The organism is Variovorax sp. PBL-E5 (assembly GCF_901827185.1).
Lineage (GTDB): Bacteria > Pseudomonadota > Gammaproteobacteria > Burkholderiales > Burkholderiaceae_C > Variovorax.
Genome location: NZ_LR594671.1, coordinates 5,438,187 through 5,458,901 on the forward strand (window position 1 = coordinate 5,438,187; position 20,715 = coordinate 5,458,901).

The window sequence follows — 20,715 nt, forward strand, 5'->3', positions numbered from 1 at the left end:
GAATCGGACGATTTCGACGAAAAGGAAGCTCGTCGACCCTCAGGTCATCTCGGCGAAACCCAGGACGCCGCGGCTCAGCACGAGCTGGCCGGCATCGAGTTCGCGGGTCTCGAAGACGGCTTCGCCCGCCGCCCGGCGCCAGACGCGGGTTTCGAGCACCGCGCCCGGCTCGACCGCCGCGCTGAAGCGAACGCCCAGCCGAAGCAGCCGTGCCGGGTCGTCGCCGCACACATGGCGGATCAGGTCGAGCCCGATGCTGCCGAAGGTGCAGGCGCCATGCAGGATGGGGCGCGCGTAGCCCATGCGGCGCGCGAATTCGGGATCGAGATGCAGTGGATTGAAATCCCCGCTGAGCCGATAGATCAGCGCGGCGCGGCGCGACAGCCGCGTCACGAAGCGCCAGTCGGGATCCCGTTCCAGCGCCGGCGTTGCGGCCGGGGACGCCGACCGGGCCGCAGCGGGCTCGACCGTGCCTGAAAAGCCACCGTTGCCGCGCAGCACATAGGAACCGCGCTCGACGGAAATGAGCCTGCCGTCCTCGGCATGCAGCAGCCGGCGTTCGTACTTCAGCACGGCGCCGGTCTGCGGCCCGCGATCGAGCAGGTCGCAGATGCGCGTCTCGGCCCTGACGACGCCGCCCGGCGGCAGTGCGCCATGCATCTCGATCGCGACTTCGCCGTGCAGCACGCGGGCCAGATCGATGCCGGTCCGCGGGTCGCGCAGGAAATCGCTGCCCTCGACACCGAGGATGATGGCCATGGTCGGCAGGACCCGGAGCTGCTTCTCGTAGACGTAGCGCAGCGCAGCGGCGTCGACCTCGTTCGCCCCGGCACCGACGCCGACGCCGAGCGCGTAGAGCATGCAGTCGCGCGCCTCATAGCGATGCGAGACCACCTGCACCGGCAAGGCACGCAACAGCTCGGCGTCGAGGCGCGGATTCATCGGCTCGGGAATCGCGGCGGACGTTTCTCGAAGAAGGCTTTCACGCCTTCCTGGAAGGTGTCGCGGTCGATCAATTCGTGCTGCCGCCGCGCCTCGTGGTCGAGCTGCGCCGCGAGATCGTTGTTCTGCGCGGCATCGAACGCACGGCGGATTTCCTGCACGCCCAGCGCCGGCAGCGCGGCCAGCCGGCGGGCCATGTCGAGCGCCTTGTCGGCCAGCTGGTCGTCGGCCACGCAGCAGGCGATCAGGCCCCACGCCTCGGCCTGCTCGGCGCCCAGCCGATCGCCGAGCAGCGCCAGCGCGGTGGCGCGCGCCCGGCCCAGCAGGCGCGAGGTGAACCAGGTGCTGCCGGCGTCCGGCACCAGGCCCAGCTTGGGCATGAAGGGAAGATAGAAGTAGGCGGAGCGCGCCGCGACCACGACATCCGCCGCCAGCGCCAGGCCCACGCCGGCGCCCGCGACCGCCCCCTGCACCGCGCAGACCACCGGCACCGGGAGCTCGTGGATCTGCTGGACGATGGGGTTGGTCAACTCCCTCATCATGCGTTCGGTCTGGCCGCCGACGGTCTCGCCCGGCGCGGCCGTGCCGAGCGAGCCGAGGTCGGCGCCGACGCAGAAGGCCTTGCCGGCCGCCGACATCAGCACGGCCCGCACCGACACGTCGGCCCGCACCTTGCCCAGCGCGGCAAGCAGTTCGCGCTGCAGGTCGATGCTCAACGCGTTCAGGCGTGCCGCATCCGCGAGCACGATGCGCGCGATGCCGTCCTCGACCGCGTACTGGATCAGATTGCCTTCTTCAGCCATGGTAGGTCTCTCCTTCGGCCGCCATGCGGCGCATCCTGTCGGTAGCCCGGTAGGCCGGGCCGAGATGGGCGTACTTGTCGCTCTGCGCGATCACGGCCGGCATGCCGAGCCAATCCGCATAGTGCAGCGCACCGCCCAGGTACGCCGGAAACCCTACGCCCAGCAGCAGCGCCATGTCCAGTTCGGCGGCGCTGCCGACGATGCCGTCTTCCAGCGCCCTCCCCGCTTCGAGCACCAGCGGCAGCATCAGGCGCTCGACCAGTTCGGCGTCGTCGAAGTGGCGCGTGCCCTGCGGCTGGACCTCGGCCAGCAGCGCGTGGCTGTCCTCGGCCAGCCGCTTGCGCGGCTTGCCGGCCGGATCGGTCTCATAGCGGTAGAAGCCCAGGCCGCTCTTCTGGCCGAGACGGCCGCGCGACACCATGAGCTTCAGCGCGTTGTGCGCGAGCGGCGGCATCCGGTCCGGATAGCCGGCGGAGATCACGTCGACCACATGGGCGCCCGTGTCCATGCCGACCACGTCCTGCAGCAGGGCCGGCCCCATCGGCCAGCCGAAGGCTTCCAGCGCGCGATCGACCTGGACGAAATCGGCGCCGTCCGCGACCACTTGCAAAAACGCGCACGTGTAGTGCGTGAGGATGCGGTTGATCAGGAAGCCCGGGCAGTCCTTCACGACCACCGGCGACTTGCCCATCGCCACCGCATGGGCGACCGCGGTCGACACCGCCGCGTCCGAGGTGCGGGACCCGCGGATCACCTCGACCAGCCGCATCACCGGCACCGGATTGAAGAAATGCATGCCGACGAAATTCGCGGGCCGCGCGAGACCGCGCGCCAGGTCGTCGATGCGCAGGCTCGACGTGTTCGACGCGATGATCGCGTGCGCGCCCACCTGCTTCTCCGTGTCCGCGAGCACCTGCAGCTTCAGCGCGAGCTTTTCGGGCACGGCCTCGATCACGAGGTCGACCTCGCCGAAGCCTTCGGTGCCGAGCTGCGGCACGCACAGCGACGCCACGCGGTCGGCGTCGGCCTGCGACTTGCCCCGCTTCATCCAGCGCGCGAGCTGCTTGCGGAATTCGTCCATCCCGCGTTCGAGCTGCGCTGCGCTCACGTCCTTCATCCGCACGGCCACGCCGGCAAGCGCCGTCGCATACGCGATGCCGCCGCCCATGATGCCGGCGCCGAGCACCGCGGCCTTGCGTACCGGCAGCGCGCCGGCGGCATGTTTCCTGAAGCCCTTCTTCAAGGCCTGGTCGTCGAGGAAGGTCCGGACCAGCGAGCCTGCGGCCTGCGTGAGGGCGATGTGCGCGAAGGCGCGTGCCTCCGCGGCCAGCGCACCCGCGCGGTCCAGCGGCGCGGCCGCTTTCATCAGTTCGACCGCCGCCAGGCGCGCGGGCTGATGCTTGCCAGAGATCGCTTCGGCCCGCACAGCGGCCTGGTCGTAGGCCGCCCGAGCGGCCGGAAGATCCGCGAGCGCATCGAGCTTGCGCTGGCGCCTGGCGCGCCAGTCGACCTCGCCCGCGATCGCCTGGCGCAGCAGGGCGGTCGACGCGTCTCGCAGTGACCCGGGCGCTGCGATCGCGTCGACCACGCCGTCGCGCAGCGCGGCCTCGGCGTCGAACGCCGCACCGCTGGACACCCATTCGGCCGCGGCCGCCGCACCGGCCACGCGCGGCAGCCGCACCGTGCCGCCGAAACCGGGGAACAGGCCCAGCTTGACCTCGGGCACGCCGACCTGCGCGGTGGTCGACATGACCCGCAGCTGCGCGGCCAGCGGCAGCTCCAGGCCGCCGCCGAAGGCGTAGCCGTTGATCTCGGCCAGCGTGGGCACGCCGAGGTCTTCGAGCGCCACGAAGACCTCGTTGGAACGCTCGATGTGCGCGACCAGCGCGTCCTGCGCCATGCGGAAGGTGTCGGTGAATTCGGTGATGTCGGCGCCGACGATGAACACGTCCTTCGCGCTCGTGATCAGCACGCCGCGCACGCCGGGCGCCGCGGCGATGGCGGCGATGGCCTCGCGCAGCTCGCGCACGGTCCGGGCGTCGAACTTGTTGATCGACTCGCCGCCGCGGTCGAAGCACAGGTGGACGATGCCGTCGTCCCGCAGATCCGCCTTCAGGTTGTGGCCTTGGTACATCGAGAATGTTCTTTCAGCATGAAACGTTGATGCGGCCGTTCATCGGCCGGTCCAGCGGGGCGGACGTTTTTCCACGAAGGCGCGCGAGCCCTCGATCGCATCCGCGCTGGCGCCGATGCGATCCCACAGTTCCGCGGACAGGCCGCGCATCGCGTCGGCATCCGTCTCCATCGCCAGCCGCGCCACGCGCAGGCTTTCGCGCACCGCGAGCGGCGCGTTGGCCGCGATGCGGCGCGCCAGTTCCAGGGCCCGCGCGATGGCCTGCCCGGCCGGCGCGAGCGCGTTCAGCAGGCCGAGCTCGAAGGCCCTGCGCGCATCGATCTCGCTGCCGGTGAGGATCAGTTCGATGGCCACGCGCGCAGGCAGCGACTGGACCAGCCGATAGAGCCCGCCGCCGGCCGCCGCGAGTCCGCGCGTGACCTCCGGCAGGCCGAGCGCCGCGCCTTCCTCGGCCACGATCAGGTCGCAGGCCAGCGCGATCTCGCAGCCGCCTGCCAGCGCCCTGCCGTTGAGCGCGGCGATCCAGGGCTTGCGCCGCGGCGCGTGGACGAAGCCGGCGAAGCCGTTGCCGTCGCGCAGCTGCGAGGCCCGGCCGGCGGCGACTTCCTTCAGGTCGGCACCGGCGCTGAACACACTGCCGGCACCGGTCAGCACGACGGCCCGCACGTCGTCGTCTGCATCGAGCGCAGTCACCGCGCGGCCGAGCGCGGCCACGACCGCGCCGTTGATGGCGTTGCGCGCGGCCGGCCGATTGAGCGTGACGAGCGCGACATGCCCCGGCAGGCGTTCGCAAAGCACGGCCGATGTGTCGGATTCAGTCATCGTTCGTGTCCGCAAAGCGCGCCGCGTGGTGATGGGCGTTGCCCCATTCGACCTCGAAGGCGTGCAGCCGCTTGAAGAGGCGGCCGATCTCGCACTCCTGCGTCATGCCGATGCCGCCGTGCAGCTGGACCGACTGGCTGCGCACGAAGAAGGCCGCGCGGCCGATGCGCGACTTGGCGGCGGACACGATGCGCTCGCGCGAGGGCATGGCGGGCTCGCGGCTTTCGAGCGCCGCGACCGCGCGCCGCAGCATCGCGCGCGACAAGGCCAGCTCGCCGTACATCTCCGCCATGCGATGCTGCAGCGCCTGGAAGCTGGCGAGCGGCGCACCGAACTGCCGTCGCGTCTGCAGGTAGTCGAGCGTCGATCCGAAGAGCGTCTCCATGGTGCCGACGGCCTGGGCGCAGGCCATCACGATGGCGCGCAGGATCGCCTCGTCGATGTGCAACGCGGCAGCATCGCCGGACGCGATCAGCGCATCGCTTGCAAGTTCGACGCGCTCGAAGCTCAGATCGGCGACCACCTGCCCGTCGACGCTGCGATAGTGGCGCGCCTTCAGGCCGGGCACGCCGGCGGGGACCAGGAAGAGCGCGACCGGCGCGGCGGCGTCGGCCGCGCCCGTGATCGACCTCGCCGGCACGATGAAGAAATCTGCCATCGCGCCGCCCATGACCGCGCATTTGGCGCCGTCGAGAACGAAGCCGTCACGCATCGCAGCGGCCCGGGTCGCGACGCTGCGTGCGCCCGGCGCGCCGCCGTCCTCGGCCTCGAGGTGCGCGAAAGCAAAAACCTGCGCGCCCGACACCAGGCGCTCCAGCGCTTCGCGGCGGCGCTCCGACGGCCACTCGGCCGTTGCAAGCAAATGAGCAACGGATACGCAGCACGAACCGAGCGGTTCCGCCACGCCGCCACGCCCCAGCGCGGCCATGACCACCGCAAGATCGTCGAGCGAACCGCCCTGCCCGCCCACGGCTTCGTCGATGCCGAGCCCGAGGAAGCCGGTGTCCGCCAGTTGCAGCCAGCGCCGCCGCGCCAGGCTCGCATCGCCCTTCTCGAAGTCGCGCCACGGCGTTTCGCGCCATTGGGCAGCAAAGCGCTCGGCGCTCTGCTGCATCTGCGCCTGGTCCTCGGAGACCGGGCTGGCGATGGCCTGCCTGCCGCCGAACAGCAGCTTGGCGATGATGTTCTTCTGGATCTCGGTCGAGCCGCCGTAGATGGTCGCGGCGCGCCGGAACAGGTATTCGGCGAGTACCCCCGGCGCATCCGGCGCGTCCCCCAGGCCACGCAGCCAGCGCTCGCCGGCCTCGCCCACGCTTTCGTGCGGGAAGAAGGCCGCACCATGGGCGCCCAGCGATTCGACTTGCAGTTCGAGCAGGCCCTGAATGAGTTCGGTGCCGTGGATCTTCAGCGCCGAGGGCGTGAGCGGGCTGTGGTCGTCGAGTTCGATGGTGCCGACCGCGGCCGACTCCAATGCGATCAGATCGATCTCCAGGCGCGCCATCCGCTGCCGGAACACGGGCTCGTCGTACAGGCGCACACCGTGCCTCGAAGGCGAAGGCGCGTTCTTCGCCATCGCCTTCAACGCGGCGAGGTAGCGCTTGTTGCGCGGCACGTCGGCGGTGGTCACCCGTTCGTTGCCGAGCAGGAACTTGGCATAGTCCCAGCCGCGCCCTTCCTCGCCGACCAGGTTCTGCACCGGCACGCGGACGTCGTCGAGGAAGACCTCGCACAGGCTCTCGCCCTCGTCGATCGACTGGATGGGGCGCACCCGCACGCCGGGCGATCGCATCGGGATCAGCAGGAAGGAGATGCCGAGCTGCGCCTTGGCCTGGGTGTCGGTGCGCACCAGGCAGAACAGCATGTCGGCCATGAAGGCCTGCGAGGTCCAGATCTTCTGGCCGTTGACCACGTAGACGGCGCCCTCGCCCTCGCCCTCGCGCACGGCGCGCGTGCGCAGCGACGCGAGATCGGAGCCCGAGCCGGGCTCCGAGAAGCCCTGCGCCCAGAACTCGCGGCCCTCCCGGATCGGCGCCAGGTAGCGCGCCTGTTGCGCCTGGGTGCCGAAGGTGTAGATCACCGGCCCGACCAGCGACACGCCCTGGATGTTGTTGGGCGGCGCGCCCGCCAGCATCAGTTCTTCCTCGAACAGGTAGCGCTGCATGCCGGACCATCCGGGCCCGCCATGCGCCTCGGGCCAATGCGGCACCGACCAGCCCGCACGCGACAGGATCGCGGTGATGCCCAGCATGTCCTCGCGCGAGGGATGCACGTCGCGCCGGCCCCGCGCGGCCATGTCGGGCGGCAGGTGTTCACCGAGATAGGCCCGGATCCCGGCCACGAAACCGGCGTGGCTCCGTGCGCTCAGGTCGGCCTGCCGCTCACTCCGGGACATCCGCGCCGGCCGCGCTCAGTGCCCGCTTCTTGGCCTGGTCCATGTTGTACGAGCGGCGCATCATGACGCGCTGCGCCGGCAATCCGCCGCCCGCCTGCAGCGCCACGACGAACTGCCAGCCGCCATAGGCGTCGGCGGTAAGGTCGCGGATCAGGTTGTAGACGCGCATGCGCGTCTCCACGTTCACGCCGGCCTTGGTGTAGAGGTACTTGCGGATGTACTTGCCCGACTCCTCGTTGCGCAGGTCGGCTTCGAGCGGCAGCGTGAGCACGAGCCCGCCGCCGAGGTCGTGCAGATAGCGCACCGTCTGGTGGTAGTTGGCCGCGTAGTAGTACTTGGCGGCGTTGATGGCCAGCGTATTGGGAAACACCATGCCCGAGGGCGTCTTCTCGTAGTGCCGGCAGGCAAAGTCCAGCGACATGCGCAGCATCTCGGCATAGGCGATGAGTTCGGCGACCGAGTTCTGCGTGACCGGATCCGAGTCCTTGCCCTGCATCTCGTTGACCAGCTGCGCCAGGCCGACGAAGAGTTCCGACAGCCGCACCGCCTCGACCATGCCGCCGGTTCGTTCCCACAGGCCGAGCGACTGCGCCAGCTTGCCCGCGAGTTCGACCTCGCCCGCCAGGAACACGCGGTCCCAGGGCACGAAGACGTCGTCGAACACCACGAAGCCCTCGGGCATGCCGTGATGCGAACTGGCCGGATAGTCGAAGGGATTGAGGTCCGGCCCGGCGACGCTGCGATTGATGATCTTGACGCCGGGCGCGTTGACCGGGATCGAGAACGACACTGCGTAGTCGGTCTCCTCGGCCTTCATGCCCTTGGTCGGCATGACCACCAGCTCGTGCACCAGCGAGGCGGCCGTGATGTGCAGCTTGGCGCCGCGCACCACGATGCCGTCCTTGCGCCGCTCGACGATGCGCAGGTACAGGTCGGGGTCGTCCTGCTGCGCGGCGCTGCGCTTGCGGTCGCCCTTCGGATCGGTGATGACCTCGGCCGCGCGCAGGTCGTTGTCGCGGCAGTAGCGGTACATGCGCTCGATGTTGGCGCCGTACATCGGGTTGACCTTCTCGACCGCGTCCTTGACGCTCATCAGCGCCATGTACACGCCGGTGACCAGCGTGCCGATCGAGGTGTGGTTCATCATCTCGACGCGGGTGTTGAGATCGGCCTCGTCGCGCGGGATCTGGAAGATGCGGTGCGCCACCGCGCCGTCCTCGGTCTGGTACTGGCGCAGCGCGCCGTACTTCGGATCGTCGTAGCGGTAGTCGGCCTTGACCGAGTCGATCGGCATCCTAAAGCGCGGATGGGTCGTGATGTCGTCGATGCGCTCGCCGTCCCAGTAGGTGACGCGGCCGTCGCGCAGGCTTTCCACGTATTGCTCAGGCGTCTTGAGTGGCATTCGGTTTTCCTTTGGTCTCAGTTTTTCGAAGGTTGACTGGCAGGGCCTCGCGCTTCGAGGCCCGGGCTTCAGATCAGCTTGCTGCTGCGCCCTTCCCAGTGGGGCTTGCGCAGCGCGGGCTTGTCGATTTTTCCGGCGCCGGAAAGCGGCAGCGATTCGGTACGGATGTCGAAGGAGCGCGGGCACTTGTACTTGGCGATGCGCGTCTGGCAATGCGCCAGCAGCGCCGCCTCCTCGATCACGATGCCCGGCGACGGGCAGATCACCGCATGCACCGCCTCGCCCCATTTCTCGTCGGGCACGCCGATCACGCTGCATTGGGCGATGCCCGGATAGGCGTAGATGGTGGCTTCGACCTCGGCCGAGTAGACGTTCTCGCCGCCCGCGATGATCATGTCCTTCAGGCGGTCGACGATGTGGAAGATGCCCAGCTCGTCCATGTAGCCGAGATCGCCGGTGTGCAGCCAGCCGTTGCGCAGCGTCTGCGCGGTCAGCTCGGGGTTGTTCCAGTAGCCCTTCATCACCAGCGGTCCGCGGACCACGATCTCGCCGGTGCGCCCCGGCGGCAGCTTGTTCTCTTCGGCGTCGACCACGGCCATCTCGCAGGCGATGAGCGAACGGCCGATCGAGTTGGCCTTGCCGAGCGCCCAGTTCTCCGGCCGCGTGTAGTAAGGCGGCAGCGACGAGACGCTGGCGGTCGATTCGGTCATGCCGTAGCACGGCGTGAAGCGCGCATCCGCGAGGTATTCGCGTGCCTCGAGCACCAGCGCCTCGGGCATCGGCGAGGAACCGTAGAGGATGGTCTTCATGGTCGACAGCTTCCGGCGCCGCATGTCGGGATGGTCGATCATCATCCGCAGCATGGTGGGCACGCAGGTCATGACCGTGATGCCGTGGGTCTCGATCGATTCCAGCACCTTGGCCGGCTCGAAGCGCGGCACCATGACGATGCAGCCCAGCGCATGCAGCACCGGCAGGCACAGCCCGGCGGCACCCACGTGGAAGAGCGGCGACATGATCATCGCGATCGACTGGTCGGTCAGGCCGATCTGCGCGGCGAAGGCCAGCGAGCTGCACAGCAGGTTGGAATGCGTGTGCATGACGCCCTTGGGCCGGCCCGTGCTGCCGCTCGTGTAGAAGAGGCACACCACGTCCTCGCTGTCGGCGACCGGATCGTGCGCCGGATCGAGCGGCGTCGCACGGGCGATCGCGTCCTCGTAGTCGCGCATGCCGGACGGCGTCGGCGACGGCCCGATGAAGAGCACGTGCTGCATCGGGCGGAGTTCGAGCACCTGCTTGGCGAGCTGGAGGTTCTCGGCGTCGACGATCAGGATGCGGGTGTCCGAATCGGCCAGGATGGCGGCCAGCTCGGTCGGCGCCAGCCGGAAATTCAGCGGCACGAAGATGCCGCCCGCGCAGGGCACGCCGAAGTAGAACTCGATGTACTGGTGGCAGTTGTTGGCCAGCATGGCCACGCGGTCGCCCGGTCGCATGCCGAGCGACTGGAGCGCAGCGCCCAGGCGGCGGCTGCGGTCGCCGAGCTGGTTCCAGGTCAGCGAAGCCGACGCGTCGACGACGGCGACCTTGTCCCCCACCGTCTGGCAGGCCCGCCGGAAGGCCTGCGTGAAACTGAAGGCACGCGCCCCCGATTCCGATGCACTCGCAACCATCTTCCTGTCTCCATCTTTTTTTGTGAAAGCTAGCCGAGCATCTCGGCACAAGGCTCCATGCGGACGTACATCGCGCCGAACTCGCAGACCTGGCGCGCGACCAGTTCGAGCTGCTGCTGAACGGCGGCGTTGGTGCAGCGGCCTTCTTCGTCGAACGCGAGGTCGACCGAGTTGATGCCGGCCGCGGCGGGCGTCGGCCAGCCGCGCAGGGCGTGCACGATGCAGCGCACCGCGACGATGGTGGTGCCGATCGCCTGCGAGCCGTAGGCGCAGACGATGCTGCCGACGGCACGGCCCTCCAGATAGGGCCGCTCGTCGCCGCGCAGTTCCTCGACGTAGTCGAGCGCGTTCTTCACCATCCCCGAGATCGAGCCGTGATAGCCGGGCGACGCCAGCAGCACGCCGTCGCTGCGCCGGATCGCCTCGATCAGCCGCCCGGCCTTTTCGCCGGGCGGCTGGCCGGTGTACATGGGCAGGTCGAGGTCGGCACCTGCGAACAGTTCCGTGCGGGCGCCGAGCCGACGGGCGTGCGCCAGGCTGGCGCGCAGCGCGAGTTCGGTCGACGAGTTGTCCCGGCCGGTGCCGCCGATGCCGACGATGTACGGTTTCCTGACCATGCCCTTGCTCCGGTTGGATGTGGCGACGCTCAGGCGCCCGGCGCACGCAGCCGCAGCGCGCCCAGCTCCTTCGATCGCGGGTCGCGGCTCGAGGCCACGCTGGAGACGGTGATGTCGTTCAGCGACAGGCCGCCATGCTCGGTCTCGGAGAAACTCAGCGTGCCGATCGCGCCCTTGTAGCCGCGCGTCGCGTTGAAGGCCTTGCGCACCACGTCGACGTCGAAACTCTTTTCCTGCTCGATCACCTGCTTGAGCAGATGCAGGAAGTCGTAGTGCGGCGTGCCAGCCACGTAGGCCTCGATGCCCTTCACGCCGGACGCCGCCTGCAGCTTCTTGGCCAGCGCGATGTTCCTGTCCGAGGCGGGCGCGCTGTCGCTGTAGGTCCAGTTGCGGTAGTAGACGCCGTAGACCGAGCGCAGGCTCTGTTCCGGCACCAGGTCGAACAGCGAGTCGTTGAACAGGTTGACGTGGCCGAGGATCGGCGGGATCCAGCTCATCTTCGCCATCGCCGAGAAGGCCATGCTGATGTGCACGTTGCTGGACATCCAGACGATCACGCCTTCGCAGCCCGCCTTCTGCAGCGCCTGCACCTGCGTCGTGAGGTCGGTCGCGCTCATCAGGTAGGTCTGCGCGGACACCGCATCGACGCCCGTGAGTTCCTTGATCTTGCGCTGCGACGCGGCCGCGGCCGATTCGCCGAAGGGCGTCACCTCGCTCAGGATACCGATCTTGCGGATCTTGAGCTGGTTGACCATGTACTGCGCCGCGACCTGCCCTTCCTGCGCCGTGGTGTAGACGCACAGGAAGTGATAGGGATACTTGGTGCCGTTGGCCATGTCCTCGCCGTTCGAGATGCAGGTCTGGATCATCCTGGACTGGGTGCCGGTGGCCAGCGCCGAGAGCGACTGCGCCGAGCCCGTCGGCCCCACGACATAGTCGATGCCCGCCGACTTGAGCTTGCGCATGACGGCCGGCTCCTTCGCCGGCGAGGCCTCGTCGTCTTCCTCGACGATGGTGAGCTTGCGGCCCATGATGCCGCCGGCCGCGTTGATCTCGTCGATGGCGATCAGGCCGCCGGCATAGAGCGGCGCGAACGAGCTGGCGAGCTTGCCGGTGGTCGGGCGAATCCAGCCGATGCGGAATTCATCCGCCTGCGCGAACGCGCGCAAGGGCGCCAGCGATGACGCCGCGATGGCCACCGCGGCACCGCCGGCCGCGCGCAACACGCGACGCCGGCTCTGCAGATGGGTGGGAAGGTTGCTGGGTTGCATGTCTCCGTCCTTTCGATGTTTTGTGGGAATAGCATAAGGTATGTTATGGAACAGCGCAATGCCGGATCGAACATAAGTTGAGTTATGCTTTGATCCGCTTCACTTCTCTCATCAGACCAAAGGGCCTATGCGCGGCGTCGTCCGGAAAGACCAATCCCTCCAGCCGGTTTCGCCGAGGAAGCCCGCGGCCCAGCGCGCCGTGCCGGCCAAGTCCGCCACGGCGCGGCGGTCGGCCGAATCGCCGGAAAGCAATGCGGGCGGCAGACTCAGCCGAGCGCACTGGATCGACGCGGGCGAAGCGGTGCTGTGCGAGTCCGGCATCACCGGCGTCAAGCTCGCGACCCTGACCGAGCGGCTCGGCGTGTCGATCGGCAGCTTCTATCACCACTTCACGAGCTTCGAGCACTATCTGGGCGAGCTGGCCGACAACTACAGCGTCGAGCGCGTGCGCCACGAACTCGAACTGGCCAGCGCGGGCGATCTTTCGCCGCTCGACCGCATCCAGCGCCTGCGCACCGTCAGCAACCAGCTGGGCACCTTCGAACTCGACCGCGCGATGCGCGTGTGGGCGACCATCGACCCGCGCGCCGAGAAGACACTGCGCAAGGCCGAAACCCTCGTGCTCGCCTTTCTTCGCCAGGCCTTCTGCGAGATGGGCTTCGCCGAGGCCGATGCCCTGCTCCGGGCCCGCATCCTCCTGTCGGTGAATGTCGTTGCCGTCGGCAAGGCGGAATCGAAGACCCATGCCACCTACCTGCGCGACGTGCTGCATCTGCTCGCCGAGGAGACGCCGCGGCCATCGACCCCGAAGGCGTCGAAGCCACCGCGCCGATAGGCCGTCACGCTTCATCGCGCGGCGTCCGCGACGGCGGGGCCGTGCACATCGACCCGGTCCGACACCGGCTCGCCTCGCAGGCGCGCGCCCACGTTGGCGATCACCAGGTCGGCGATCCGCTGGTTGTAGCGCGCCGGCGCCGCGCCGCCGATGTGCGGCGACACGATGACGTTCGGCATGCGCCACAGAGGGTGATCCGCCGGCAAGGGCTCCGGATCGGTCACGTCGAGCACCGCGCCGGCGATGGCGCCCAAAGACAAGGCGCGAACGAGTGCCGCCTGATCGACGACCGGTCCGCGCGCGATGTTGACGATCACCGCGCTGCGCGAACACGCCGCCAGCGCGGCCGCGTCGATGAGCTGCCGCGTCGCGTCCGACAAGGGCACCACGACGATCACGACATCCGCCCCGGCAAGTGCCTCGTGCAGCCGCGCGACGGGGAACATCTCGTCCGCGGCCGGGTGCGGCTTTCCGCTGCGCGTCACGCCGACCACCGTCATTCCGAATGCCCTGGCGCGCGTCGACAATTCGGCCCCGATGCGGCCCATGCCGACGATCGTCATGCGGCCGCCGAACAGCATGCCCATACCGGCGCGGACCGACTCGTCCCATCGCCCTTGCGCCTGTGACGCCACCAGCTGCGGCACGCGGCGCACCCAGGCCATCAGCAAGGCCATCGCATGTTCGGCGACGATCGGCGACCACGCCGCGCCGGCATTGCTGACCTCGATGCCGGGCGGCACGCCGTGCAGCAGCAATTGCTCGTAGCCGGTCGAAAGCAACTGCAGCCAGGTGCACCGGTTGCCCTGCGCGCGCAGTGCTTCGGCCATGCGAGGTCCATAGCTCGAGCCGAGCATGACGATGCCGTCGACCTCGGCGCTCAGCGCGGGCAGTTCGTCGTCATCGGCCCAGACGAGCTCGACGCCGAGCCGGCCGATGCCCGATTCCAGGCTCGATCGGGCGACGGGGGACGACACGGCGATGCGCATGAGGGTTCAGCCTTCGACCAGGTGCCGTCTTCCGAGCGACGCCGCGCTGGTGCAGCCCAGGAGGCGCAGCGTCGTCTCGAACTGCGCCTGCAGCAGCCGCATGACATGCACGACGCCGGCCGGCCCCGCCGCGCCGAGCCCGTACAGCGGCGCGCGGCCGAGCAGCACGGCGCGCGCGCCGAGCGCCAATGCCCTGGCGATGTCGGCCCCGGTGCGGAACCCGCCATCGACCAGCACCTCCGTCGTGCCGCCCACCGCCTGCACGATGGCTTCGAGCAGCGTCGCGGTCGCGGGCACGCCGTCGAGCTGGCGGCCGCCGTGGTTGGAGACCACGATGCCATCCACGCCATGCGCAACCGCCAGGCGCGCATCCTCGACGCACTGGATGCCCTTCAGCACGATCGGGCCGTGCCAGTGCTTGCGCAGCCAGGCCAGGTCGGACCAGACCACGGACGGATCGATCGCCGGGATTGCCGGCGCGCCGATGGCCGCGGATCCGAAGCCCGCCGCGCCCTGGCGCGCCACCATGTTGACCAGCGCCGGCCTGCCGTGCATCGCCATGCGCCAGGCCCATGCCGGCCGCAGGAAGACATCGCCCAGGAGCGATGGCGTGATGCGTATCGGCAAGCTCAATCCGTTGCGCCGGTCGCGCTCGCGATGGCCGGTGACCGGCACATCGACCGTCAGCACCAGCACCTTGAATCCGGCGTCGCGCGCCCGCCGCATGATGTCTTCGCTGATGCGGCGGTCCTGCTGGACGTAGAGTTGCATCCAGAGCGGTCCGGCGCTTGCCGCCCGCACGTCCTCTATCAGCGAGGTGGAGGCCGTCGACAACGCGAACGGCACCCCGGCCCGGCTGGCGGCGGCCGCGAGATGCTCTTCCGCGCGCGGCCAGTACACGCCGTTCATGCCGGTCGGACCGATCACGCAAGGCAGCGACAGGCGCTCGCCGAGCACGATCACCGACGCATCGACGCGGCTGACATCGGTCATCACGCGGGGCTTGAACTTGAGCCGTGCCAGCGCGTGGCGGTTGTCCGCGTCGGTCAGCTCTTCGCCAGCTGCGCCATCGAGATAGTCGAAGGCGAAACGCGGCAGGCGCCGGCGCGCGACGCTGCGAAGGTCGGACACCGTGCAAGTCGACAGACGCCGCTGCGTGGGGGGCGACCAGCCGGACCATGCGGGCATCGTTCGACCTTCAGGCGGCGCGTTCGCGGATGTCAGACGGCGCCGTAGGCATGTTCGATCAGGCCGCTCGCCGTGACCTCATCGGCCGTGCCACGGCCGATGACGCGGCCATGCTGCATCACGACGCAGGCATCGCAGATCTCGAGCGCGCGTTCGACCAGCTGCTCGACGAGGATCACGGTGCAGCCTTGGGAGCGCAGCTTCTGCAAGGTCTCGAGCACCTGATCCACCACCACGGGCGCGAGTCCCAGCGAGGGCTCGTCGAGCATCAGGAGCCGCGGCGATCGCATCAGCGCCTGGCCGATCGCGAGCATTTGCTGCTGCCCGCCCGACAGGCCGCCGGCCGCGAGGTCGAGCTTTTCGGACAGCACCGGAAACATCCCGAGCACTTCCGTCAGCCGGGCGCGCTCGTCCTCGCGCGTCAGCCCGGCACCGTAGAGGCCGAGGTCGAGGTTGCTGCGCACCGACTGGTGGCGAAACAGGCGCCTGCCCTCGGCCACGTGCAGCAGGCCCTTCTGCACGATGCGTGCGGGAGACAGGCCGCCGATCGATTCGCCCTGGTAGCCGATCTCGCCCTTGGTGGGCGCAAGCAGGCCCGATATCGCCTTGAGCAAGGTGCTCTTGCCGGCGCCGTTGCTGCCGACGATGGCGCAGATCTGGCCTTCGACGACGTCGAGCGACACATCCTGCAGCACGCCGACACGCCCGTAGCCGACGTCGATGCCCGACACCGACAGCAGCGTCGCCGGCTCGCCGGCCGCCTTGTTCAGGGTTCGGACTTCAGGCAATCTTCTTCTCCGGTTCGACATCGACCGCGCGCCCACCCATGTACGCCGACAGGACCTGCTTGTTCTTGAAGACGACGTCCGGCGGTCCCTCCGCCAGGACGGCGCCTTGGTCGAGCACCGTCACGGCCGTCGCCAGCTTGGCGACCAGATCGAGATGGTGTTCGACGATGAGCACCGTGGTGCCCGACTTCGAGATCGCCTCGATCAGGCGGCACAGGCCATCGAGTTCGGTCATCGACAGGCCCGCCGCGGGCTCGTCGAGCAAAAGCAGCTGTGGCCGGCCGACCAGCGCCCGCGCGATTTCGGCCAGGCGCTGCTGGCCGTGCGGCACCTCGCCGGCCTCGGTGCCGGCGACATCGCGCAGGCCGACGAAGCTCAGGTAGCGCAGCGCCTCGGCCGTCAGTTGCTCGCGCTCCCTGCGGGCCGAAGGCAGGTCCAGTGCCACCTGCGCGAGATTGGTGGACTGGCTGGCGTAGGCGCCGAGCATGACGTTCTCGATCACCGACAGGCCCGGCACCAGCTTGGGCGTCTGGAAGGTCCTGCGGATGCCGCTGCGCGCCAGCCGTTCCGGCGCGAGGCGGCCGACATCGGCGCCATCGACCCGCACCGATCCGCCGTCGGCCGGATAGAAGCGCGTGATGACATTCAGGAGCGTCGTCTTGCCGGAGCCGTTCGGACCCACGATGGCATGGATGTGACCCGCAGGCACGTCGATCGACACGTCGCGCAAGGCGAAGACGCCGCCGAAACGCTTCTTGACGTTCCGCACCTGGAGATGCGCGCCCTTCAACCGTGGGATCGGCTCTTGCGCCACCACAGGCAAGGTCACCGCGGATGCCTTTTTCCAGAAGCGCGCGAGACCACCCGCGATGCCCTCCGGCATGAAGCGGATCAGCACGAGCAGCGCCGCGCCGTAGATCAGCATGCGCCAGCTCTGCAGGCTCTGGAGCAGTTCCGGCAGCAGGAAGAAGGCGATCGTGCCCAGCAGCGCGCCGTGCAGGCGGCCAAGCCCACCGAGAACGATCACGAGCAGGAAGAACATCGACATGTCGCCGGAGAAATCCTCGGGCGTGATGACCGTCTTCTGCACCGCGAAGAACGCGCCCGCCGCGCCGGCCATCAGCGCGCTCCAGACGAAGGCGAAGAGCTTCAGCCGCACGAGCGACACGCCATTGCCCAACGCGGCCAGCGGGTTGTCGCGCAAGGCCTGCAAGGCCCGGCCGTAGCGCGAGTGCACGAGGTTGTGCATGAGGAACAGGCCGAGCGCGCAGAACCCGAGCACCAGCCAGTACAGATCGCGGGAAGTGAATTCGTAAGCGCCGATCCTGGGCATCGGGATGCCGGTGACGCCCGCAAAGCCGTGGGTCAAGCCTTGCCACTCGACCAGCAGGCCCTGCAGCACGGTCGCGAATGCCAGGGTGATCAGCGCGAAGTACCAGGTCGACACGCGGAAGGCCGGAATCGCCATCAGCGCACCGCCGAGCGCGGTGCCGACCACGGCCAGCGGCAGGACCGTCCAGAACGACAAGTGATAGTCCACCATGCCGAGCGCCGTGATGTAGGCGCCGATCGCCACCAGTGCGCCGTGGCCGATCGAGGTCTGGCCGCCGAAGCCGGTGAGGAAATTGAGCCCCAGCGCGACCGCGAAATAGACCCACAGCTGCGTTCCGATGAAGAGCACGTAGTCGTCGCGCACGAAGATCGGCATCAACGCCAGCGCGATGAAGAACGCACCGACGAGCCGGGACTCGAGCCTTGTGCCGGAAAGCGGAGAACGTCCCATGGTCACACCGTCCTGAGCACCTGCCTGCCGAACAGCCCTTGCGGCCTGATCAGGAGCACCAGCAGAAACATGGCGAGGCTGGCGGCATCCTGGTAGCCGGGCGACAGCGCGGCCGAGGCGAACACCTCGACCATGCCGAGCATGTAGCCGCCGACCACGGAACCGTAGTTGTTGCCGATGCCGCCGAGCGCAGCGGCCTCGAATCCCTTGATCAGCATCACGGCGCCGATCGAGACCGATGCGAAGACGATCGGGCCCGCGAGCACGCCGGCCGCCGCAGCGACCAGCCCGCTCAGCGCGAAGGACACCGCGGCCAGCCGGCCCGGGTCGATGCCGCGCAAGAGGCTGGCGTCGCGGTCTTCGGCGATCGCGAGGATCGCCTTGCCGGTTCGCGTGCGATAGAACTGCTCCGCCGCGATCACCAGGATCAGCACGAGAATGATCAGTGCCACCTGGTAGCTGCTGACCAGCACGCCGTTCTTCAGCATGGAGGCGGTCGACAGCAGCGGCGGTGCCGGCAGCGGCCGCGGATCGGGACCGACCAGCTTGCCGACGATGTCCTCGATGATCATCGACGCGGCGAGCGTGCTGACGATCCACCCGTGCGCCCCGCCGCCGCGCTGCCGCAGGACCGGCGCCACCGCCTGCCAGTGGATGACCCAGGACACCAGCGCAATCACGGCCAGGGAAATGCCCGCTGCCAGATACCAGGCCACGCCGAACTTGGCCAGGAGCGTCGCGCAGAGCACCGCGCCCACCATCACGAGGTTGCCCTGCGCCACGTTGAAGGTGTTGGTGGGCCGGTAGACGATATTGATGCTCACGCCCACGAGCGCGTAGATGCTGCCGATCGTGAGCCCCTGGATGACGTAACTGGGATCCATCAAGACTCTTTCAGGAGGAAGCGGAGGATGATCTCAGACCAGGCGCTCGCGGAACACGCTGTTGCCGGAGCGCGGATCCTTGGCCGACATGACGCTGGCCAGGACGATCTCGTCGGATGTGACGCCACAGTGATTGTCGGGCGTGAAGCTGAGCTTGCAGCGCACGCCTTGGAAGCCCTTGACCCGATCGAGCGCCGCCTTGACCTTGCGCGTGTCGAAGGTCTTCTCCTGCTCGATGACGCTCTTGAGCAGGTAGATGAAGTCGTAGAACGGACCCGAGGCGACGTTGTACGGCGCGTTGACGTCGGGATAGGTCAGCATCTTCTTCGCGAAGTCCTGCTGGCGCTTGCCCGGCGGCTCGGATGCGGTCCACGACAGGCCCTTGAAGATCACCGCGCTCGCATTCTGCAGCGCCTCCTTGGGCACGAGGTCGAAGAGTGCCTCGTACATCAGGCCCGCATGGCCGGTGATCGGCGGGAACCACTGCTGCTCGGCCATCGCGTTGAGCACCAATGCCGCGGGCGGCGTGCTGCCGATGAAGCTGACGATGACTTCCGTCCCGGCCTTGCGCAGATTCGCGATGTACGGCCCGACCGTGCCGGAGTTCAGCGGAAAGACCTGGACCGTCGTCGGCTCCAGCTGGTAACGGGCCAGCGAGGGCTTGCAGGCCGCGATGGCGGCTTCTCCGGCGCTGGTGTTCTCGACCAACACGCCGAACTTGCGCGCGCCCTTGGCGTGGAAGTGATCGATGCACAGGTCCGCGATCATCTGCACCGAGTGGAACAGCACGTAGCTGTAAGGAAAGGTCACGCCATCCATCGGCTTGGTGCCGTTGGTGAAGCAGGCCTGCACCGTGTTCGCCGCCGTCGAAGTCGGCAGGGAGGCAAGGCACTGCGCATCGCCGGTCGGGCCGACCACGTACTGAACGCCGTCGCCCTGGATCTTTTTCATCACGCCCGGCTGCTTGGCGGGCGCCGCTTCGTCGTCGACCTCGATGCGCTCGATGGCGCGGCCGAGGATGCCGCCGGCCGCGTTGATCTCGTCGATCGCCATCAGCCCCGGCACGTAGAGCGGCGCAAAGCTCGATGCGAAGCGGCCCGTGGTCGGGCGCACCCAACCGATCTTGAACGGGTCGGCCGCGCGCGCCAGTCCCGCGGCACCCAGGCCGGTGCCCATCGCCAGGCCGCCGGCCAGGCCGAGCAGCGAACGTCGGTCGATACGACCGTCGGGCCGCGTGATTTGATTTTGCAAGGCTTGTCTCCTCAGGTTTTTCTTCGGCCCGTCGGGGTGAGCGGTCGCGTCCGCCGCCGTGGCAGCGCGCCGCCCGTCGCAATCAGTCGAGCAGGTCGGGCTGCTCGGCCACGATCCGCGCGTACAACGGCTGGAACTGGAAGTAGCCCGCCTCGGGCGCGCCCGCCAGGCCTGCCGTGTGCTCGGCAATCTCAGGTCCGACCAGCCTGGGGCCGCCCGTTCGCGCGGAGGCCGCCTCGGCATGGGTCTGGACCTGGCAGGCACGGTCCATCGCGATGTACCACCAGGCGCATTCGTCCACCGTGCCGCCGACCGTCATCAGGCCGTGGTTCTGGAGGATCGCAGCCTTGTGGGGGCCGAGCGCCTCGGCGATCCGCTGACCTTCGTCGAGTTCCAGCACGACGCCGCCGAAATCCTCGTAGACCACGTGGTCTTTGTAGAAAGCGCACGAGTCGATGGTGATGGGGTCGAGCTTGCGGCCCAGCGCCGACCAGATCAGGCCCCAGGTTGAATGCGTGTGCGCCGCCGCGATGACGTCCGGACGCGCCTGATGGACGCGTGCGTGAATCACGAAGGCCGCGCGATTGACGTCCAGGTCGCCCTCGACCACGTCGCCGTGGTGATCGACCCGGATCAGGTTGGACACCTTGACCTGGCTGTAGTGGACGCCGAAGGGGTTGACCCAGAAGGTTTCCGGATACTGAGGATCGCGCGCCGTCACGTGGCCGGCGACCCCGTTGTCGAAGCCGAATTTGGAGAACAGGCGGAAGGTCGCGGCCAGGCGCTGCTTGCGATGCAGCCTTTCCTCACGGATCGTCGAGAACACCGGCGGCTTCATCGGAAGCACGTTGATCGCCTTGGACCGCTCCAGCGAAAGGGCTTTCGCGTCCGGTCGGAGGATGGACTTGTCGGGAGCGTTCATCGGGTACTCCAATGTCTCTTGG

At 68.6% G+C, this 20,715-nt stretch carries 17 protein-coding genes; 1 reads left to right on the forward strand and 16 read right to left on the reverse strand.

The features are described from left to right. Positions 1-39: 39 nt before the first annotated feature. From WDLP6_RS26445 to WDLP6_RS26485, 9 genes are all read right to left on the reverse strand, one after another. Positions 40-942, reverse strand: a complete 903-nt coding sequence (locus WDLP6_RS26445) for a MaoC/PaaZ C-terminal domain-containing protein (RefSeq protein WP_162594765.1) — start codon at positions 940-942, stop codon at positions 40-42. After that, the gene (locus WDLP6_RS26450; protein WP_162594766.1) at positions 939-1,745 is read right to left on the reverse strand and encodes an enoyl-CoA hydratase-related protein; all 807 of its coding nucleotides are present in this window, start codon (positions 1,743-1,745) and stop codon (positions 939-941) included. Before WDLP6_RS26450 ends, WDLP6_RS26445 begins: the two co-directional genes overlap by 4 nt. Then, positions 1,738-3,879 carry a fatty acid oxidation complex subunit alpha FadB gene (fadB, locus tag WDLP6_RS26455; protein ID WP_162594767.1) on the reverse strand — a complete coding sequence of 714 codons (2,142 nt, stop codon included), beginning with the start codon at positions 3,877-3,879 and terminating at the stop codon, positions 1,738-1,740. Before fadB ends, WDLP6_RS26450 begins: the two co-directional genes overlap by 8 nt. A gap of 39 nt (positions 3,880-3,918) precedes the next feature. Beyond that, entirely contained in the window at positions 3,919-4,701 is a 783-nt protein-coding gene (locus WDLP6_RS26460; RefSeq protein ID WP_162594768.1) for an enoyl-CoA hydratase-related protein, read from the reverse strand. Continuing rightward, positions 4,694-7,093 carry an acyl-CoA dehydrogenase family protein gene (locus tag WDLP6_RS35465; RefSeq protein ID WP_162594769.1) on the reverse strand — a complete coding sequence of 800 codons (2,400 nt, stop codon included), beginning with the start codon at positions 7,091-7,093 and terminating at the stop codon, positions 4,694-4,696. Before WDLP6_RS35465 ends, WDLP6_RS26460 begins: the two co-directional genes overlap by 8 nt. Next, a complete protein-coding gene (locus tag WDLP6_RS26470; RefSeq protein ID WP_162594770.1) occupies positions 7,080-8,495 on the reverse strand; it encodes a 4-hydroxyphenylacetate 3-hydroxylase N-terminal domain-containing protein in 1,416 nt (471 codons plus the stop codon). The genes WDLP6_RS35465 and WDLP6_RS26470 overlap by 14 nt, the downstream gene beginning before the upstream one ends. Positions 8,496-8,563: 68 nt before the next feature. After that, entirely contained in the window at positions 8,564-10,165 is a 1,602-nt protein-coding gene (locus WDLP6_RS26475; RefSeq protein ID WP_162594771.1) for a class I adenylate-forming enzyme family protein, read from the reverse strand. Positions 10,166-10,194: 29 nt separating this feature from the next. Beyond that, positions 10,195-10,782 (reverse strand): NADPH-dependent FMN reductase, encoded by a 588-nt coding sequence (locus WDLP6_RS26480; protein ID WP_162594772.1) that lies wholly within the window; start codon positions 10,780-10,782, stop codon positions 10,195-10,197. A gap of 29 nt (positions 10,783-10,811) precedes the next feature. Next, positions 10,812-12,053, reverse strand: a complete 1,242-nt coding sequence (locus tag WDLP6_RS26485) for an ABC transporter substrate-binding protein (protein ID WP_162594773.1) — start codon at positions 12,051-12,053, stop codon at positions 10,812-10,814. Positions 12,054-12,180: 127 nt separating this feature from the next. Here WDLP6_RS26485 and WDLP6_RS26490 point away from each other — a divergent pair, with 127 nt between their 5' ends. Next, positions 12,181-12,888, forward strand: coding sequence for a TetR/AcrR family transcriptional regulator (locus WDLP6_RS26490; RefSeq protein ID WP_232077333.1), 708 nt, complete (start codon positions 12,181-12,183; stop codon positions 12,886-12,888). An 11-nt stretch (positions 12,889-12,899) separates the two neighbouring features. On the opposite strand, the gene WDLP6_RS26495 is transcribed toward WDLP6_RS26490, so the two are convergent. The 7 genes from WDLP6_RS26495 to WDLP6_RS26525 form a co-directional block, all read right to left on the reverse strand. Continuing rightward, entirely contained in the window at positions 12,900-13,877 is a 978-nt protein-coding gene (locus WDLP6_RS26495) for a D-2-hydroxyacid dehydrogenase (RefSeq protein WP_162594775.1), read from the reverse strand. 6 nt (positions 13,878-13,883) lie between these two features. Next, complete coding sequence (locus WDLP6_RS26500) at positions 13,884-15,065, reverse strand: alpha-hydroxy acid oxidase (protein ID WP_162594776.1); 1,182 nt, start codon at positions 15,063-15,065, stop codon at positions 13,884-13,886. Positions 15,066-15,097: 32 nt separating this feature from the next. Beyond that, positions 15,098-15,853: an ABC transporter ATP-binding protein gene (locus WDLP6_RS26505; RefSeq protein ID WP_197910203.1), complete on the reverse strand. Its 756-nt coding sequence runs from the start codon at positions 15,851-15,853 to the stop codon at positions 15,098-15,100. Further along, positions 15,846-17,636 (reverse strand): branched-chain amino acid ABC transporter ATP-binding protein/permease, encoded by a 1,791-nt coding sequence (locus WDLP6_RS26510; RefSeq protein WP_162594777.1) that lies wholly within the window; start codon positions 17,634-17,636, stop codon positions 15,846-15,848. The genes WDLP6_RS26505 and WDLP6_RS26510 overlap by 8 nt, the downstream gene beginning before the upstream one ends. Before the next feature lie 2 nt (positions 17,637-17,638). Then, positions 17,639-18,520 (reverse strand): branched-chain amino acid ABC transporter permease, encoded by an 882-nt coding sequence (locus WDLP6_RS26515; protein ID WP_162570120.1) that lies wholly within the window; start codon positions 18,518-18,520, stop codon positions 17,639-17,641. A gap of 33 nt (positions 18,521-18,553) precedes the next feature. Beyond that, complete coding sequence (locus tag WDLP6_RS26520) at positions 18,554-19,771, reverse strand: ABC transporter substrate-binding protein (RefSeq protein ID WP_162594778.1); 1,218 nt, start codon at positions 19,769-19,771, stop codon at positions 18,554-18,556. Positions 19,772-19,853: 82 nt separating this feature from the next. Next, positions 19,854-20,693: a class II aldolase/adducin family protein gene (locus WDLP6_RS26525; RefSeq protein WP_162594779.1), complete on the reverse strand. Its 840-nt coding sequence runs from the start codon at positions 20,691-20,693 to the stop codon at positions 19,854-19,856. Positions 20,694-20,715 lie beyond the last annotated feature (22 nt).